Origin of the sequence: Thermocoleostomius sinensis A174, assembly GCF_026802175.1 — a bacterium.
GTDB lineage: Bacteria > Cyanobacteriota > Cyanobacteriia > Elainellales > Elainellaceae > Thermocoleostomius > Thermocoleostomius sinensis.
This window is the reverse complement of record NZ_CP113797.1, coordinates 5,499,998-5,517,169: the sequence shown is the minus strand read 5'-3', so window position 1 is coordinate 5,517,169 and position 17,172 is coordinate 5,499,998. Positions and strand designations below refer to the sequence as shown.

At 48.2% G+C, this 17,172-nt stretch carries 13 protein-coding genes; 7 read left to right on the top strand and 6 right to left on the bottom strand.

Features of this window, described 5'->3' with window-relative positions; all coding sequences use genetic code 11:
• Positions 1 to 82: 82 nt before the first annotated feature.
• The 3 genes from glgB to OXH18_RS23925 all read left to right on the top strand — a co-directional run bounded on the left by glgB (position 83) and on the right by OXH18_RS23925 (position 3,569).
• Positions 83 to 2,389, top strand: a complete 2,307-nt coding sequence (gene glgB / locus OXH18_RS23935; protein ID WP_268610036.1) for a 1,4-alpha-glucan branching enzyme — start codon at positions 83 to 85, stop codon at positions 2,387 to 2,389.
• A gap of 235 nt (positions 2,390 to 2,624) precedes the next feature.
• On the top strand, positions 2,625 to 2,822 hold the full coding sequence (locus OXH18_RS23930) for a DUF2283 domain-containing protein (protein ID WP_268610035.1): 198 nt from the start codon (positions 2,625 to 2,627) through the stop codon (positions 2,820 to 2,822).
• Between the two features lie 114 nt (positions 2,823 to 2,936).
• On the top strand, positions 2,937 to 3,569 hold the full coding sequence (locus OXH18_RS23925) for a TenA family protein (protein ID WP_268610034.1): 633 nt from the start codon (positions 2,937 to 2,939) through the stop codon (positions 3,567 to 3,569).
• A 128-nt stretch (positions 3,570 to 3,697) separates the two neighbouring features.
• On the opposite strand, the gene OXH18_RS23920 is transcribed toward OXH18_RS23925, so the two are convergent.
• A complete protein-coding gene (locus OXH18_RS23920) occupies positions 3,698 to 3,835 on the bottom strand; it encodes a photosystem II reaction center protein K (RefSeq protein WP_036531950.1) in 138 nt (45 codons plus the stop codon).
• A gap of 155 nt (positions 3,836 to 3,990) precedes the next feature.
• Complete coding sequence (locus OXH18_RS23915) at positions 3,991 to 4,959, bottom strand: glycosyltransferase family 2 protein (protein ID WP_268610033.1); 969 nt, start codon at positions 4,957 to 4,959, stop codon at positions 3,991 to 3,993.
• 143 nt (positions 4,960 to 5,102) lie between these two features.
• Here OXH18_RS23915 and OXH18_RS23910 point away from each other — a divergent pair, with 143 nt between their 5' ends.
• Positions 5,103 to 5,414, top strand: a complete 312-nt coding sequence (locus tag OXH18_RS23910) for a hypothetical protein (RefSeq protein WP_268610032.1) — start codon at positions 5,103 to 5,105, stop codon at positions 5,412 to 5,414.
• A 53-nt stretch (positions 5,415 to 5,467) separates the two neighbouring features.
• Here OXH18_RS23910 and OXH18_RS23905 read toward each other — a convergent pair whose 3' ends face one another.
• Positions 5,468 to 6,022: a TFIIB-type zinc ribbon-containing protein gene (locus OXH18_RS23905; RefSeq protein ID WP_268610031.1), complete on the bottom strand. Its 555-nt coding sequence runs from the start codon at positions 6,020 to 6,022 to the stop codon at positions 5,468 to 5,470.
• 80 nt (positions 6,023 to 6,102) lie between these two features.
• On the bottom strand, positions 6,103 to 6,480 hold the full coding sequence (gene patD, locus OXH18_RS23900; RefSeq protein WP_268610030.1) for a heterocyst frequency control protein PatD: 378 nt from the start codon (positions 6,478 to 6,480) through the stop codon (positions 6,103 to 6,105).
• 517 nt (positions 6,481 to 6,997) lie between these two features.
• On the opposite strand from patD, the gene OXH18_RS23895 reads away from it, so the two are divergent.
• Positions 6,998 to 9,271 carry a RelA/SpoT family protein gene (locus tag OXH18_RS23895; protein WP_268610029.1) on the top strand — a complete coding sequence of 758 codons (2,274 nt, stop codon included), beginning with the start codon at positions 6,998 to 7,000 and terminating at the stop codon, positions 9,269 to 9,271.
• A gap of 159 nt (positions 9,272 to 9,430) precedes the next feature.
• Here the strand turns inward: OXH18_RS23895 and OXH18_RS23890 are convergent, their stop codons facing one another.
• Positions 9,431 to 12,133 carry a pre-peptidase C-terminal domain-containing protein gene (locus OXH18_RS23890; protein ID WP_268610028.1) on the bottom strand — a complete coding sequence of 901 codons (2,703 nt, stop codon included), beginning with the start codon at positions 12,131 to 12,133 and terminating at the stop codon, positions 9,431 to 9,433.
• A 343-nt stretch (positions 12,134 to 12,476) separates the two neighbouring features.
• Positions 12,477 to 13,547, bottom strand: coding sequence for a DUF4230 domain-containing protein (locus OXH18_RS23885; RefSeq protein ID WP_268610027.1), 1,071 nt, complete (start codon positions 13,545 to 13,547; stop codon positions 12,477 to 12,479).
• A gap of 391 nt (positions 13,548 to 13,938) precedes the next feature.
• Between OXH18_RS23885 and ndhM the strand changes: the two genes are divergently transcribed.
• The gene (gene ndhM / locus OXH18_RS23880; RefSeq protein WP_268610026.1) at positions 13,939 to 14,316 is read left to right on the top strand and encodes an NAD(P)H-quinone oxidoreductase subunit M; all 378 of its coding nucleotides are present in this window, start codon (positions 13,939 to 13,941) and stop codon (positions 14,314 to 14,316) included.
• 261 nt (positions 14,317 to 14,577) lie between these two features.
• Positions 14,578 to 17,055 (top strand): PP2C family protein-serine/threonine phosphatase, encoded by a 2,478-nt coding sequence (locus OXH18_RS23875; protein ID WP_268610025.1) that lies wholly within the window; start codon positions 14,578 to 14,580, stop codon positions 17,053 to 17,055.
• Positions 17,056 to 17,172: the final 117 nt, after the last annotated feature.

Here is a 17,172-nt window from a genome sequence, read left to right as displayed (position 1 = left end):
GGAATCATTCCGGGTGTTGCCTTATTTCTTTTTCTTGTCGTTCTTTCAGTAGCTTTTTTACATAGGTAAGGTAGGTGATTTCATGCCCATGACCGTTGCTCCAGAACAGATTGACCGAATTGTTTGGAACCAGCACCATGACCCTTTTGAAGTTCTTGGCCCGCACCAGATCCATCAAAACGGGAAATCCGTCTGGGCGGTAAGAGCCTACCTTCCCAAAGCGACAGAAGCCTGGGTTGTGTGCCCAGAAGAACGGCAAGAATATCCGATGCAGGTGGTACATAATCCTCATTTCTTCGAGTGTATTTTAGAGCGAGAGCATCTGAAGAACTACCAACTTCGTATTAAGGAAGGGGATCACGAACGAGTAATTTATGATCCCTATGCTTTTCGGTCTCCCTTGCTCACCGACTATGACATTTATTTATTCGGGGAAGGCAATCACCACCGTATTTATGAAAAGATGGGTGCCCACGTCACTGAAATTGACGGAGTACAGGGAGTCTATTTTGCAGTTTGGGCCCCCAATGCTCGCAACGTCTCGGTTCTAGGCGATTTCAACCACTGGGATGGCCGCCAGCACCAGATGCGGATTCGCAACAATGGCATTTGGGAACTGTTCATTCCAGGGCTGACCTATGGGGCTGCTTACAAGTACGAAATTAAAAATCATCACGGGCACATTTACGAAAAGTCTGATCCCTACGGATTTCAGCAAGAAGTGCGTCCCAAAACAGCATCGATCGTGGCAGACTTGGATTCCTATCACTGGCACGACAGTGACTGGATGGAAAAGCGCCGTCACACCGAGCCACTCACTCAACCCATTTCAGTGTATGAGGTGCACTTAGGGTCGTGGATGCACGGTAGCGCTTCGGAACCAGCAATTGATGCGGAGGGCAATCCAATTCCGCCAGTGATTGTGGCCGACCTCAAGCCTGGCGCTCGCTTTCTTACTTACCGTGAATTAGCCGATAAATTGATACCCTATGTCAAAGAACTGGGGTTCACCCATCTTGAGCTACTGCCGATCGCCGAACACCCCTTCGATGGTTCTTGGGGCTACCAAGTGACAGGATACTATGCCGCTACGTCTCGGTTTGGCACGCCACAAGACTTCATGTATTTTGTGGATCAATGCCACCAAAACGGGATTGGCGTGATTCTCGACTGGGTTCCCGGTCACTTCCCTAAAGACGGACACGGCTTGGCTTTCTTTGATGGCACGGCGTTGTACGAGTACGGCGACCCCAGAATTGGCGAACATAAAGAATGGGGAACGCTAGTTTTTAATTATGCTCGCCACGAAGTCCGCAACTTTCTAGTTGCCAATGCCCTGTTCTGGTTCGACAAGTACCACATTGATGGTATTCGCGTCGATGCCGTAGCGTCTATGTTGTACCGCGACTATCTGCGACCAGATGGAGAGTGGGTGGCTAACCAGTATGGTGGTCGAGAAAATATTGAAGCGGCTGACTTTCTTCGCCAAACCAACCACGTGATTTTCAGTTACTTCCCCGGCATCCTCAGTATTGCCGAAGAGTCCACAACCTGGCCAATGGTATCCTGGCCGACCTATGTGGGCGGCTTGGGCTTCAACCTGAAGTGGAATATGGGCTGGATGCACGATATGCTGGACTATTTCCATATGGACCCATGGTTCCGGCAGTTTCATCAGAACAATGTCACGTTCAGCATTATGTATGCCTTTACCGAGAACTTTATGCTAGCTCTGTCACACGATGAAGTTGTGCATGGCAAGAGTCCCATGATCGGTAAAATGCCTGGCGACGAGTGGCAGAAGTACGCCAACTTGCGGGCCCTCTACTCGTATATGTTTACCCACCCCGGCAAAAAGACGTTGTTTATGAGCATGGAGTTTGGGCAGTGGAGCGAGTGGAATGTGTGGGGCGATCTGGAATGGCATCTGCTTAACTATGAACCTCACCAACGACTGAAGTATTTCATGAGCCGCTTGAATGAGCTATACAAGAGCCAGCCGGCCCTATATACCCAGGATTTCTCCTACGACGGGTTTGAATGGATTGACTGCAACGATCAACGCCATAGTGTTGTTTCGTTTATTCGTCGAGCCAAGGACGATCCAGAAGAGTATGTGGTAGTGGTGTGCAATTTCACGCCACAGCCCCATTCTCACTATCGGGTTGGGGTGCCGGAAATGGGCTTCTACACCGAGCTATTTAACAGCGATGCGCGTGAGTATGGCGGCAGCAACATGGGCAATTTGGGCGGTAAGTGGGCTGAGGAGTGGACGTTCCACAACCGTCCCTACTCGATCGACCTCTGCTTACCTCCATTGGGGGTATTGGTGCTGAAGCTCGATCGCACAAAGGATCTACCGGGTAAGTCAGATCAAGATGCCAACTAGGAGGGTAGCATTCCCGATTGTTGGTGAGCTTTGCCCACCCATGCCCGTAAAGTGGGTGGGCTTCGGACAGAACGCCCCCTGCTTTCCTTATTAGAATGAATGGCTACCGATTGTAGAGCTACCCATCGTGGAATTGAGGGAACTCAGTTCCTATTCAGCGTCTAGATTACCGTGAAGCAGCCGAGACATCGGGTATGATGCTGACATTTCAACGAGAGAGTCAGGAAAGTCGCTTATGAAAGTAATTTACGACGCAACCAAAGATATTTTGCAGATTGTTTTTAAAGATGCGCCAGTTGAATATTTCAGCGAAGACCGATCGGGTGTGACTATCGATTACGATGCAGATGACCAGATTGTGGCGCTAGAAATTCAAGCAGCCTCCAAATTAGTGGATAATCCTCGAGCGGTTGATCATGCTGTGATGGATTAACGAATAGATGACCAGAATGGTTGAACGTAAAAATTAAAAGCAGCCCCATCTCATTGACCCTCCAGAAGCCGGTCTGCCGTTTGATCCGTTATTCCTGTTTTTTCTTTATGTTCCATGTCTATTGCTGAATCATTGTGGCAAGCAAACCAAGATCTGGCGATCGCCTGTCTTGAAAATCCATTCGTGCAAGGACTTGCCACGGGAAGCTTACCTCAATACAAGTTTGCTTATTATGTGGGACAAGACGCCTTTTTTCTAGAAGCTTTTGCACGGGCTTACAGCATTGCTGCCGCAAAAGCTCCTGACTGGCAAGGATTTGGCACATTTCACGCTCTAGCAAGCGGCGTTCTACAAGAACTGCAACTGCATCAGTCTTACGCCTCTAACTGGGCAGTCGATTGGCAATCGGTGGAGCCAGGAACTGCCACTCGACGCTACACAGATTTTCTGCTGGCAACCGCTTGGAGCCAAGATGTTGGCACCACTACCGCTGCCATGCTGCCCTGTATGAAACTCTACGCTTTTTTAGGACAACGCCTAGCCCAAAATGGTATTCCTGAACATTGCTATGCTGACTGGATTCGTACCTATAGCAGCGACGAATTTGCACCGTTGACTGTTCAACTTGCTGAACTCGCTGACCGATACGCCACCTTGACTGATTTAGTGCGATCGACTTATCGTTACGCCATGCGATGTGAATTAGATTTCTTTCAAGCAGCTTGGCAAAAAGAACCCTCGGACTAGCAGAGTAATTTTGCCCGCCATGTAATATTTTGTAATAGTAAATGTGTAATAGTAAAATTCACCCTCATCCCCCACTTATGAAAAAAGAGATAGGGATCAGGGTGGACAATAGAGGTTTGTTTTGCAACTTATCTGAAACCAACGGCTGCTTGCCATACAAAGGCGAGCAACAGGAAGAAGACAGGAATCACTGGCAGAACGTCTACCAGGGGATCAAAAATCGCGTAGGCTTCGGGCAACTTTGCCAACAGCAATGCGGCTTCCATGTGTGACTCTACCTCTCCAACACAAAACTCATAATTGCTACGCATCTTAACATAGGGGGGGGACAGAATCATTGCCTGTATCCAAGGATAGAGAAGGAAAGTTCGTTTGGTTCGTCTATCAAGGTCATTAAAGCAAGGATTCATGGGGCAAAATGTTAAGTCAATAGGTGCCAAAGCGCTGGAACGTTAAGCGACTGAGGATGAAATTGCTGGCCATACTCTGCTTCATAGCGCCTGAATGCCTCAATCCAATCTAATATCACTTCCGATCGGAGTTGTGTCGTATACTGTCGTGATTGGTTCAAATAGTCGATCGCTTCACTGACACACTCGTTACGGTAAAGCCGCCAGGCACTCCAAACTAAACTTTGATACCGTGAGGCCGGTTCCAATTGTCGAATGACCGTAGGTAAATTTGAAGACGCAAAAAAATTATCTAATACCTGTTGTAGTTCGATCGCTTGTTGCAATGCCTGCCGCGAGACATTGTTTGCATGTTGTCGATAACAAACGGTCGCTTGCTGTACCCATTTTGCTCGACAGCCCAAGCGGGCAAGGCGCAAAACTAAATCGACATCATTGGTTTGCTGCCAACGAGAATCAAACCCACCCGATCGCAATAGCCAGTCGCGACGAAACAACATAGCACCCAAAAAGACAGGTTTCCACTGCACCCAACCAGCTAAATCAAGGGTCAGCATTGTTTGCCACGGAGCAATCGTGCCTCGAATCTGTCCTTGTTCGTCGCCAATGTGCCAGCTACTGTGAAGCATCCCCACTGCCCTATCTGTTCGCATACAGGCAGTTTGAACCGCCAGTTTATCGGCAGCGAACCAATCGTCTTGATCTAGAAACGCAATGAACTCACCCTGAGCCATCGCTAACCCACGATTGCGAGCCATGGCTACTCCACCATTGCGCTGCTCTATATACCGAAGGTTGCGAAGATATGGCTGTAGTACGTTTGCAGTGCGATCGGTAGAACCATCGTTAATAACAATCAGTTCAATGGGTCGATAGGTTTGCCCCAATACACTTTCCACCGCTTGCCCAATGAACTGTTCACCATTGTGGGCTGGAATGATGACACTGACCAGTGGTTGGTGGGGGGGCGGTGTAACCATAGAGCTAATTCACTCCTAACCCGGCGATCGGCAAAAACCGTTAAGCAAGAGCAGAGCTATTTTAATCATCGTTGTCAGCGTGGGTACAGTAATTTAGCAAGACTTATTTAGCCAGACTTATTCTGTCGCTGTGTCAGCATTTTATGCCATCTCACAAACCTGATTCTGTGTACCGCCCATCCCGCAAACCTATTATTGGCGATCGGGGTCATGTGTATCGCCCTCATACCAAGCGAGCCAAACTGAACTTCAACCGTGATTACACCAAATTTATTCATTGGACGCCTCAAACTATTGCCTTAACTGCCATAGGGTTTGGTGCAACTTACCTGACAATTATCATGGCTGTGGCCATGGCGGCAGGGTTTGGGGCTGCAATTGCCTTAATTGCTGTTGGAGTGTGTTTGGCAGGAGCGATTGCGGCGATGTACTGGTTAGCTAGCCTAGATCTTTAAGCTTGAAGCTTTAAGTGCAAAGCCACTCACTAGCAGTTCGATTCGGGCCCTCGTCATGGGTTGAATCGTCGCATTAGATACGCCATGCCAAAATCGCCATTTGGATGTTTTTCCAGGCGTTCAGCTAACTCAAATACCAAATCTGCTAATTCCTGACCTAGTTTATCAATCGTAGCTTGCCGTTCACGCTCAGACTGCTCTCGTTGTTTCGATCGCGCTTGCCATTCACTAGTAAATAGCTGTTGCACAATCGTATTTAACCCTAGTTGTGTCAAAACATCCCACTCGCCATGGTCACACCAAATCCCACCACATTGAGAGCAACGTTCAACATAAAAAGGCGTTTTGATTGCAACTTTGGCACGCGCTAAATAACGATGACACTCAGGGCAAAATGCGGCTTTGGCATCTAAGGGCGACTGTACATAATCCACATTTAACGTAGATGGCAACTGCTCCAGAGAATCTTGAACGTGTCGCTGTTGCCACACTTCGTACTCATTGGATGGAATCCATATACCTTTGCAGTCTGGACAGCGTTTTACTGCCAAATCCACGCTTAGGCGATCGTCTAGCAACTCAATTTTTTTATTTTTCGGACAGCGCACAGCCCACTTTCCCGACAGGTTTTTCTTATTAAATCACTCAAAGAACAGGAACGTCAGGATAGAGTTCCGAAGATCCTTGATTATGCTTCATTCTCCATGCCGAGTATTCCCTCACAATACTGAAGTAGCTGAGCCACTCGATCGCTTGCTTGCTGTAACCGTTGCTGAGTGGTAGCAGATTGCCGAGCAGCTTTCAGAAACAAAATATCCATACCTAACAAACGCATCAATCGACTCATCTCGGTTTGATAGGTTTGCACATTGGCTGTCAAACCTTGAGCCAGTTGACCTTCATTCTGACTGACATCCATTTCCAGTAAGGATTGCCAGCTTTGCTGCAAATCTTGAAACGCAGATTGCAAGACCGTACCAGACACCCGTTTTTGCAAAATGTCTTGAAGTTGCAACAAATCACGCTGAAAGTTGAAGTAGGAACGTCGCTGAGCGTCTAACACCATAGGAATAAGGTAAGTAGGAAATTAATTAAGCAAAATTTGAACAAAAATCTCGTTTCGGTTACACAATTGGTTAAAGTAATGTTAAAAAGTGTTGTATGAGGGTTTAGTCATACATTCCGTTACACGAAGGGTGACAGTTTGTAGTGGCGTGCCTTCTCAGCGTCTCCATCTTTTAAGGGTCAATATTTACGCCTATCCGAAAATCCTTTCGTAGAGTGGGCAACGTTCATTGAATTCAAAGCCTATCTGGTGGATTGAGTTCGAGCAGGCTTTTGGCAATACTCTTTGGGATCATTTGCACTTGGTTATTGATGGATTAAAAGTAATGCCGAACGAGCAGTTGAGTTCTAGTTTGTCCCTACGTGAGACAAGATAGGCGTTGCTCCGGGCGGAAGCTCAAACCCTTTCGATTTGTTTCCTGTTCTGATGAAGGCTAAATACCGTAAAATCAGCAAACATCTACTTTTTAGCCCTTTAAATTCTAGCCCTTTACCTTATGATTTCCGGGCTTAACAGCATGAACGTAGAAGCTCTGTCTATTCCTAACGACATTACGCTGCCCGACTGGCTTTCAGAATGCATCATCGATCAGCGATCGCCGCTTGCCTGCGATGGAACTGAAGCCTCTCCTGCCGACACCACGTTAGTCTGTCAAGCCTTTGAATTTGCCTACTGCTTGCATAAAGGGCAAACCCGCGCTTCTGGTGAACCGTACATTGCCCATCCGGTGGCGGTAGCTGGGCTACTACGCGAATTGGGGGGCAGTGCAGCAATGATTGCAGCCGGGTTTCTCCATGATGTCATTGAAGATACCGATGTGACGGGCGAAGAAATTGAACGGCGATTTGGTCCTGAAGTGAGATGTTTGGTTGAAGGCGTCACCAAACTCTCCAAATTCAACTTTTCTAGCAAAACGGAGCGCCAAGCTGAAAATTTCCGCCGGATGTTTTTAGCCATGGCCCAGGATATTCGCGTCATTGTGGTAAAGTTGGCCGATCGGCTGCACAATATGCGCACCCTAGAACATTTACCGGATGATAAGCGCCGACGCATTGCCCTAGAAACCCGCGAAATTTTTGCTCCGCTGGCTAACCGTCTGGGGATCGGCCGGTTTAAGTGGGAACTAGAAGATCTGTCTTTCAAGTATCTTGAGCCAGATGCTTACCGGCAAATGCAGGAACTTGTGGCTGACAAACGCACTGATCGAGAAGCTCGACTGGCGGCAGTGGCGGTTACATTGCGGGAACGGTTAAATCAATTGGGAATTCGATGTCACGATATCAGCGGTCGCCCTAAGCACCTATATGGTATCTATCAAAAAATGCAGCGGCAGCAAAAGAGCTTTCAAGAAATTTACGATATTGCTGCCATTCGCATTATTGTGCAAAGTAATGACGAATGCTATCGAGCATTGGCCGTTGTGCACGATGAATTTCGTCCAATTCCTGGCCGCTTTAAAGATTATATTGGTCTCCCAAAACCCAATCGCTATCAATCGCTACACACGGTTGTCATCGGTAGCACAGGACGGCCGATCGAAGTGCAAATCCGCACCTTAGAAATGCATCATGTGGCAGAGTATGGGATCGCCGCCCATTGGAAGTATAAGGAATCTGGTGGTAGCCATAGCAAACTCACCACCGATGATGAAAAATTCACCTGGTTGCGGCAATTGCTTGAGTGGCAGAGCGATCTTAAAGATGCGCAGGAGTACTTAGAGAACATCAAAGATAATTTGTTTGCTGACGATGTTTACGTGTTTACTCCCAATGGAGATGTTGTAGCACTTGCTCAAGGAGCCACCACCGTTGATTTTGCCTATCGCATCCATACAGAAGTAGGGAATCATTGTGCCGGAGCACGGGTTAATGAACGTATGGTTCCCCTGGAAACCCCGCTCAAGAATGGCGATATTGTCGAAATTTTGACCCAAAAGAACGCTCATCCTAGTTTAGATTGGCTCAATTTTACTGTGACGCCCAGCGCTCGCAATCGCATTCGCCAGTGGTACAAACGATCGCACCGCGACGAGAATGTACTGCGCGGACGGGAAATGTTGGAGAAAGAATTGGGCAAAAGCGGCTTAGAAGCTTTGCTGAAATCAGAACCTATGCAAGTCACAGCCGAGCGATGTAATTATCAATCTCCAGAAGATTTGCTAGCAGCATTGGGCTATGGCGAAGTGACATTGAATCTAGTGATTAATCGGCTACGGGAAGCCATTAAAGCCAAACAACCCATCGAGCCAGCCCCTACCAGTCTCCAAGGTGAAACCCTCCTACTATCTTCAACGCTGTCAACTCCCATTGCTCCTAACCGAGCCAAGGAATCTCCAATCGTTGGAGTAGAAGGGTTGTTGCACAACTTGGCTGGCTGCTGCAATCCAGTTCCAGGAGAACCGATTATTGGCGTTGTCACACTTGGTAGTCGCGGCATTTCTATTCATCGTCAAGGCTGCCACAACATCGATAATATTCCAGGCGATCGGCTAATTCCTGTGCGCTGGAATGCTGATAGTGCTACCAATACTCGCCCCCATACCTATCCTGTGCAAATCTATATTGAAGTCTTCGATCGGGTGGGGGTGTTAAAAGATATTTTGTCACGGCTAAGCGACTACAACATCAACGTCCGCAGTGCCCAGGTTAAAACATTTCCGGGACAAACAGCGGTGATCAATTTAGGGATTGATATAGTAGACCACGACCAATTAGAACGCATTTTTGTCCAAATCCGCAAGATGAGCGATGTATTGAAAATTCGCCGCCTCAACCAGGTTGATGAATCATAGGTAGGTGAGATTATCTGAAATGAGGCAACTGCTTAATCATCCTTTCATGAGTTTGATGGAGTCAGTTGCCTCTCGACTCTGTAATAGCCATGCCCTCAGCTTAGAGACGTTGAAGGGCTGAGCGCAGCCAGCACCCAACCCTCTCAATCCAGACTCAATCTAGGCAAGCTCCTCATCTGGTGTCACAGACCAAACTTCCAAGCCACTTGGGCCATTATCCGCTACGAAAAATAGGGTTTCATTAATCGACACAAGCTGTTGTGGGCTAGAGCTATTGTTCGCAGATGAAATATCTTCTGACGGCACCATATTAATATCTTGAACCAGGCTCAAGGTCGTTCCCCGAATTTGCCACAGTTCTATGCCCTGCCGCTCGCTCCTTGCCGAAAGATACAGCGTATTGCCAACCACTGTTAACTGAGAGGCATTACTATAGGCGACCTGGCTAGTATTGTCAGTGCTGTTTAATAAGCCAACGTCGATCGACCTCGCACCTTCAGTAGCATCGGTATACCAAAGCCTCTCACCAGTACCATCATTGGCGGTGAAGAAGAGACGCCCATTGTACTCTGCGAAGTTTCTCGGATTAGAACCCGCATTCCCAGGGGCAATATCCTTGACGATCGTCGCTATGGAAGCACTGGTAGCTGCTACAGGATTCTCCAGTTTCAACAACTCCCGACCTCTGCTGCTGCCATCATTGGCGTCGGCAGTAAGATACAAGATATCATCCGCCTCATTGGCCGCATCCCCCTTCAATAAATACAGCGTGCTATCGGTTAACGAACCTTGAATGTTGATATTGATGGCTTTGATCCCGGTATTGTCGTTGATGTCATCGTCTGTGTCATCCAGAATATTTTCCAGCTTCACCAATCGGCGCTCTTGCACAAAGGTTGCTAGATTCGGTCGCGTAGCGGTGAGGTAGAGGGTGTTGCCATTAACGACCGTGAGATTAGCAGGATTGGAAGAACCTAGCGCGTTAATATCGATTTTCTCGACCGCTCGATCGGCTGTGCCTGCGTTCCGAACTCGCCACAGTTCCATATCGCTGTCACCGCCATCCGTGTCTGCAACAAAGAAAAGGTGATCTCCTACGACCGTTAAATTGCGAATTTGGTCAGTGAATAACGGCAGAGTGCGACCATTGACCGTTACCTGCGTGATGTCCTCTACACCCGCTCCATTAAGATTAGTGCGATAAAAGCGTTGTCCGCCGCCTGGGTTTGCCATAAAGTAAACGCGACTGCCGACTACCGTAATTTGAGAAATATCAGAACTAGAACTACCACCGTTGCCAGTGAAGTTGGTTAGCTGCCTGATGGTTCCGCCTGCTGTACTCCTCCACAACTCATTACCAGTTCCGCCATCCGCTACAAAGTAGAGGGCATTGTTCGCTGAAACGGCGGTATCGCTGATAGACGTGAAATCACGAACGCGCTCAGTTCCGGTCAAAGTTCCATCCGTGCGCCAGAGGGACGTTCGGGTTCCATCATTGGCAGAAAAGAAGGCAAAGTTGCCTACGTTAATTAAGTTCTTGGCTTGGGCATTGCCATTGAAGTTGATATCACGACTAATAGCGGGTTGATCGAAGGTTGGTCTGAGCGATGCAAACAAATCGTAAGTTGAGCCTTGTCCTTCGGGTGCATAAACCTGAAGGATATATTCGCCTGCTGATAGTTTTCCTCGGAATGCTTCGGTACCTCGGCCATAGGTTTCGGGTGGGCTGTTACTGGCATCATCAAACACGCGCCATTGTTCTTGCGGATCGCTCACCTTGCCAAGGCGAACGTCCAGATTGCCAAACAAATTTTTCACTTCTACCGTGAGGCTACTCGTCGCATTCACGCTGAAGCGGTAGTAGTCTACTTGGGATCGCTTGCCACCATCTACTACATAGTTGCTGAATCGTTGGGTTGTCGTCCTCAGTGTCACATTGGGGGTGGCAGGAACCTCGTCCGAAACGGCATCTGTTAGAACTGAGGCATTGATGGAGTAATTACCCGTTGTTCCGATCGCTTGCTGCTCGAATAACAGATAGTACTTACCAGCCTCTAGCGATTTAATAAATTTTTCGCGATCAAAACTGGTTTTAGGAGTGAATTGAGAGAGGGTTTGACCTTGTTCATCTAAGAGTGTGATGGTAGATTTTTTCAACCCGGTTAATTCAAATAGCGCATCTTCGGCCCTGTCGAGTGTGAAGGTGTAGTAGTCTCTGCGATCGTCGTTGTTCACTCGTCCAGTTACCAAAGCACTAGGAAGCGAGAGGTTAAAGGCAGTTGCCAGAGAATTACCGGGTGCGGGAGGGGGGCTTGGGGTCGGATTAGGCGCTGGGGCGGGAGAGGGGTTTGGAACAGGAAGCGGAGTGGGAATAGGAAGTGGGGTAGGACCTGGAGTCGGAGATGGTGCTGGAGCGGGAAGTGGGGTGGGAAGTGGGGTGGGATCTGGAATCAGTGCCCCGTTTAACTGCAAGAGATACCGACTCTTGCCCCGACGCCGAGAAACACGAACCAGATATTCTCCTGCCGCCAGATCCGCTTGTAAGCTTTCACTAGCAGTTCCCCCGTTTCTAGAAACTCCCAGCAATTGCAGATATTTGTTGCGAACGTTGGCTTTTAACTTTCTAAAATCAATGTTTCCTTCTTTTTTGCTAATTTGGCTAGGCGGCACTCTAAAGGCGTATAGTTCCACATCAAAATTAGCCTTCTTCATGCCAGAAAGGCTTAAATCGAGGCGGCTTCTGCCCAATACATTGAAGCGAAACAGATCATCTAAATCCTTTTGATCAAGTTTATCTCTGCGAGCGATCGGTAGAACTCCCAAGCTTCTAGCTCTGCTCAGGCGGCTATCCCTGTCTGCCATAGCTTCTGCGTGATCTAATAGCATTACGAAGGCTAGTTTTCCCTGACACAGACAAGATCGCTCAAGAAACGCGAAAAGATTACCTCCTTTCAATCAACAGTATCGTGCTTACGTGTTTATACCAAGGAATCATCTCTCATTGAGTTATCTGGATCACATATGTTCTAAGTACACGGATTCGACAACCTAGCAAAACGTAGCGGACAATTTAACAAAGAATCTGACCGCCAGTTGGCAATGGCTATAAACCAAATAAATTAATATTTTTTTAATTTAATGATGTTCGGTGATCTAAATCATTGACTTGAGCAAATTCCTTTGGTGTCAAATTTGGTGTCAAAGCTTATTGAGGTGAGGCAGATTCCAGTTGCGATGGCTCAAGAGCATTTGGCTGAATCGATGATTCGGGCGGTGTTGCAGGTTCGATCGAATTGGGCTGGGTGGAGTTAGCCGATGGCATAGGAGCCGCTGGATTATCTGAAGGTGCTGGGTCAATCGGCGCAGTGGTAGCTGGAACCGCTGTGGCACAAGCGTCTACGGCTGGTTCCTGAGTTTCTACGGTAGAAGTGGTATAACCTGCGGTCATGAGTAGCTGACTAACGGTCAACTTGGCTCGATCGTTTGCTGTTTGTAATACTCCATGACTGCACGCCGTTTGTACAATTTGTGCTAGCGTTTCCTGCTGAGCAAATTCTTGCAGTTGTGGAGCGGCGTCTGGACCTAGACCTAAAAATCCTCGATCGTAATCGTAAATTTTTGAACGGGTCACATCGACTTTGCTGTCAAGGATGCGTGGAGGCGGTAAAAGCACACTAATGCTGCTGCCATTCACTTGCACATCTTCGGGGCGTAAGTTACCCAAATCGACACCTGCTCGCACCTCTCCATAGGCGATATAGAGCATAGTTGTACGACCAATCACATATCCCCCAAAGGTTCGATCGCGGCTAGCAGGCACTACGGTTTGCATCGCGAAAACAGCCGTGGTCAGTTCGCTGGCGTTACGTAATTGCTGCACCAAAACGGGCTGCATATCGATCGTAGGCTCAGGCTGAGGTTGGTTGAAGCGGGCAAAAACACTATCTAAAAACTGTGATCCTGATCGCCAAACGCTGACCAACGCCACTGTAGATACAACAACAACCCCCCCAGTGACAACAACAGACAGGTTTTTCATGGTAGACCCAACCTGCTTTCCAACTTTCAACCAGTTATGACGTTTGCGGCGAGTTTGTGGCTTGTCCTGAACTTGCCAGTCTTGGAGCAGTTCATAGGTATGCCAATCTTGATTGGAAGAATGGGGAGACGAAGAATCGTCAGGCAATTCTTGAATGGGTTTAGGGGGAGGATCTTGAACATTGCTGTAGTTTCGCAGTTTACCATCCTGATGACCTTGATATCGATATGTACCCATGCGTAATTTTCCTTTGTTCAGGACTGAGAACAATTGCTTATATACAGGCGGCGTTGGGGTTCAAAAGGAGACTATCGATTGAGTATCAAGTGATTGCTCTCAGCAACTCCTTGGGATAGTGCAGGTTCGAATGTTGTTGCAGTTCCACAGCTAATCAATCTTCATCACTGATGGTTAACTAAAATCATTTTCAACCTACCAGTCTAACCACCTTTTTATCTTAGGCAATATTTCCTTAGAAGGATAAAATTTAGAGACAATTGAGGGAATCGTCCTCAGCAATTTGATTCATGGTGGATTCGTGAATGAGTTTTATCAGAAAATGCAACGCAATCGCCGCCTACCTACCTGTAAGATAACGTTATGATTAGTGCGTTCAATCCGAGACTCTATGCTGCTTAAGTCAACAACTCGTCACATTCGCATCTTTGCGGCCGAAGTTCAGAATGATGAACTAGTTCCTAGTCCTGATCGGCTCACGATCGATGTCGATCCAGACGATGAGCTACTTTGGAACGACGACGCCCTGAAACAGGTATACCAAAAATTTGAAGAATTGGTGGCGGCTTACGCAGGTGCCGATTTAACAGATTATAATTTGCGACGAATTGGCTCTGATTTGGAACATTTTGTTCGATCGCTCTTACAAGCTGGCGCAATTTCTTACAATCTCAACAGCCGCGTCCTCAACTATAGCTTGGGTTTGCCGAGGGTTGACGCTGAGCCATCTGAAGGAAATCACTTGGCCATTCCGAAGAACGAGGGTTAGCTTGTGAAGACATACTAGTGAGGGGCAACTGATTGGTTGGGGATCAACGTTCGCGTGTTGCAAGTTGGTGAGAGCGTGCTACTTGCGTGTTTCCTGTAAATTCTTCAGTGTAAGTACTGCAAGACGGCAAGAGTCTGGGATATCCTGGTATGACTGCGATCGTTCTAGAAGGTATTTCAGCCGAGCCGAGCACGCTACTCTTTTGCCCCGATGCAGCAGTTAGACTCCTACATTCTGAAGATCCTTTAAGTTCTGCCAGACGTGTCCACACCATTAATGAGTCGCTACTTATGGGCGGTCGGTGACAGTGCCGCAACCTTCAACGCCGGGGATGTCTTAGCTGACCGTTATTTGTGCAAGGGTCCGCAAATCTTCCTGGACACGAAGCCAGCGTTGCTGCCTGGTAACTTAGATGAAATTCCTGAATTCTGTATTCCATATTTGAAACTTTCCCCGAATCAACTGCACATCCCTCAAGTTTACGATTGGATTGAGTTTGCAGGGGATGCTCCCAGTTCAACGTTGCTGCTGCTTGATCAAGCACCTCTCTGTGAACCCAAGGTCCTAGCAAAACGAGGGGTTGTGCTAAACCAAGCGTCAATAGACGCAGCAGCGGACGTTCAACTTCTACCCAGCTTGGCGGATCTGTGGCAGACGGCTTCGGCGCTACGCCAGTTAAATTGGCTCTGGCAGTTAGCAACTTTGTGGGATTATGCGAGCACTGAGGGAGTTGCTTCTAGTTTGTTGAATTGGGACTTGCTGCGAGTCGAAGGCCCGATCGTCCGGCTACGAGAACTACAGTTTGATCAGCATGCGGTTTCACTGTCCGCCCTAGGAGACTTTTTGTTGCCGCTTGTAAAAACGGCGCAACCTGAAGTTCAAGCTCCACTACAGCAGCTTGTTCAAGACTTGAGCCAGGGAAGTATTCGCAATGCAGAAACCCTCATTGAGTACATAGATGGCTCGATCGCTAGCTTGGGGCACTCGCAACAAACCCGCGAAATTTACATTGCTACTCGCACCGATCAAGGCCCTAGCCGTGCTCGGAATGAAGACGCTTGTTATCCGGAAAGTGGAACCCAAGCAACAGTTCCACCGGCCGACCCACTGGTGATCGTTTGTGATGGCATTGGCGGTCATCAAGGCGGCGACGTGGCATCTAGCCTGGCTATTAAATCGCTTGAACAAACTGTAAAAGCGCTAAATTCCGATCAACTCGATGCTGTTGCGCTGGAAATGGGGTTAGAACGAGCCGTTGCCACTGCGAATGATTTAATCAGCCAACAAAACGATCAAGAACAACGGTTTGATCGCCAGCGCATGGGCACCACTGTGGTTATGGCCTTGATACGGTCTCATGAGCTATACATTACCCATGTGGGAGACAGCCGCGCTTACCTAATTACCCGGTGGGGATGCCACCAGATTACGCAGGATGATGATGTGGCATCGCGAGAGGTACGACTGGGCTATAGTAGCTATCCTCAAGCATTACAGCAACCGAGTGCAGGATCGTTGGTGCAAGCGTTGGGCATGGGCAGCGCCAGCAATCTCTATCCAACGGTGCAGCGCTTCATTTTGGACGATGACAGCGTGTTTCTGCTGTGCTCGGATGGACTCAGTGACAACGATCAAGTGGAAAAGCATTGGGACAGCGTAATTCTGCCGCTGCTCAATGGTCGAAAGGATCTGCAAACGGTCAGCAAGCAGTTGATTGAAATTGCCAATACTCAAAATGGCTACGATAACTCGACGGTTGGCATTATTCACTGCAAAGTGACAGGCGCCAAATCTTCTGCCCTCCAAACCACGACGCAGTCTTCGACAACGCTGCAATCGCCTTCATTGCGCACTCGTGCGGTTGCCCCAGTCACGGTAGGGACTCGAACATCTCATCCTTCCGAGTTGCAACCTACATCGACTTTAAGCTCAATTCCGACTCGACAAATCGAACCCAAAGATGGTAAGCGGTCAAGCTTGTGGCCGCTGATTTTGGGCATTCTGCTCTCAGGTGGGGTTTTGCTGGCGATCGCGGCCCTGTTAATGGCACCCATGCGACTGTTGCGTTTCCCAAATTCTCCCGTCACGAATGCTGAGCCGCCAAATTCGCCATTCCCCGCTAATTCTCCGTCCGATCGAACTACTTCATCGCCATCTTCTTCGGCTCGCAGAGAAGAACCACCCATCTTTACTGAACCGCTGCAAGCCAGTACGGATATTCTAGTCGCGTCTAGTTTGACAACCCAACAATTCGATCGGCAGATTGTGACGGGTAGCGTTGTGCATGAGATTGCCCGGACAAGCTTTAGGAATGAAGATTGGGTGCGGTTAAAGGTGTGTGATGTTTCGGCTGCAACTCCTGCTGATACACCTGTTACAGATGTTTCGCCAGATGTTGGACCCGATGTGTCCGATAGCGCACAATTTATAGATTCACTAGACTCTAACCGGGTTCAGAAAGCTCAAAAACAGCCAATCTCAACTGAACCTCAAAATTTATTGGTAGGAGAAGCAGGGTGGATTCCGAGCAATCGATATCGTGCTTCACTTGGTAGCGCCCTACAACTTAACAGTGATCCTGCTTTGAAAGCAGCTTGCAGCAATGCATCCCTCAGATCACCCCAACCCGGCAGCAGCAACCCGATCGATGCCCAACCGGGTGCAGAAACAAGTCCGGTTTTTCCCCCAGAAGAGCAGATAGCCCCAAAACCATCTGCTGATGAGACTCCTTCTATCTAGTAGATGCCAAAACTATGATTCTGACTCTACAGAGATGATAAGCAAAATTGAAGAATTTTGGGGCTTCGGTTTGAAGGCTCCGCCTCTCGTCTATTCTAGATTGGACGCTGGATAAAG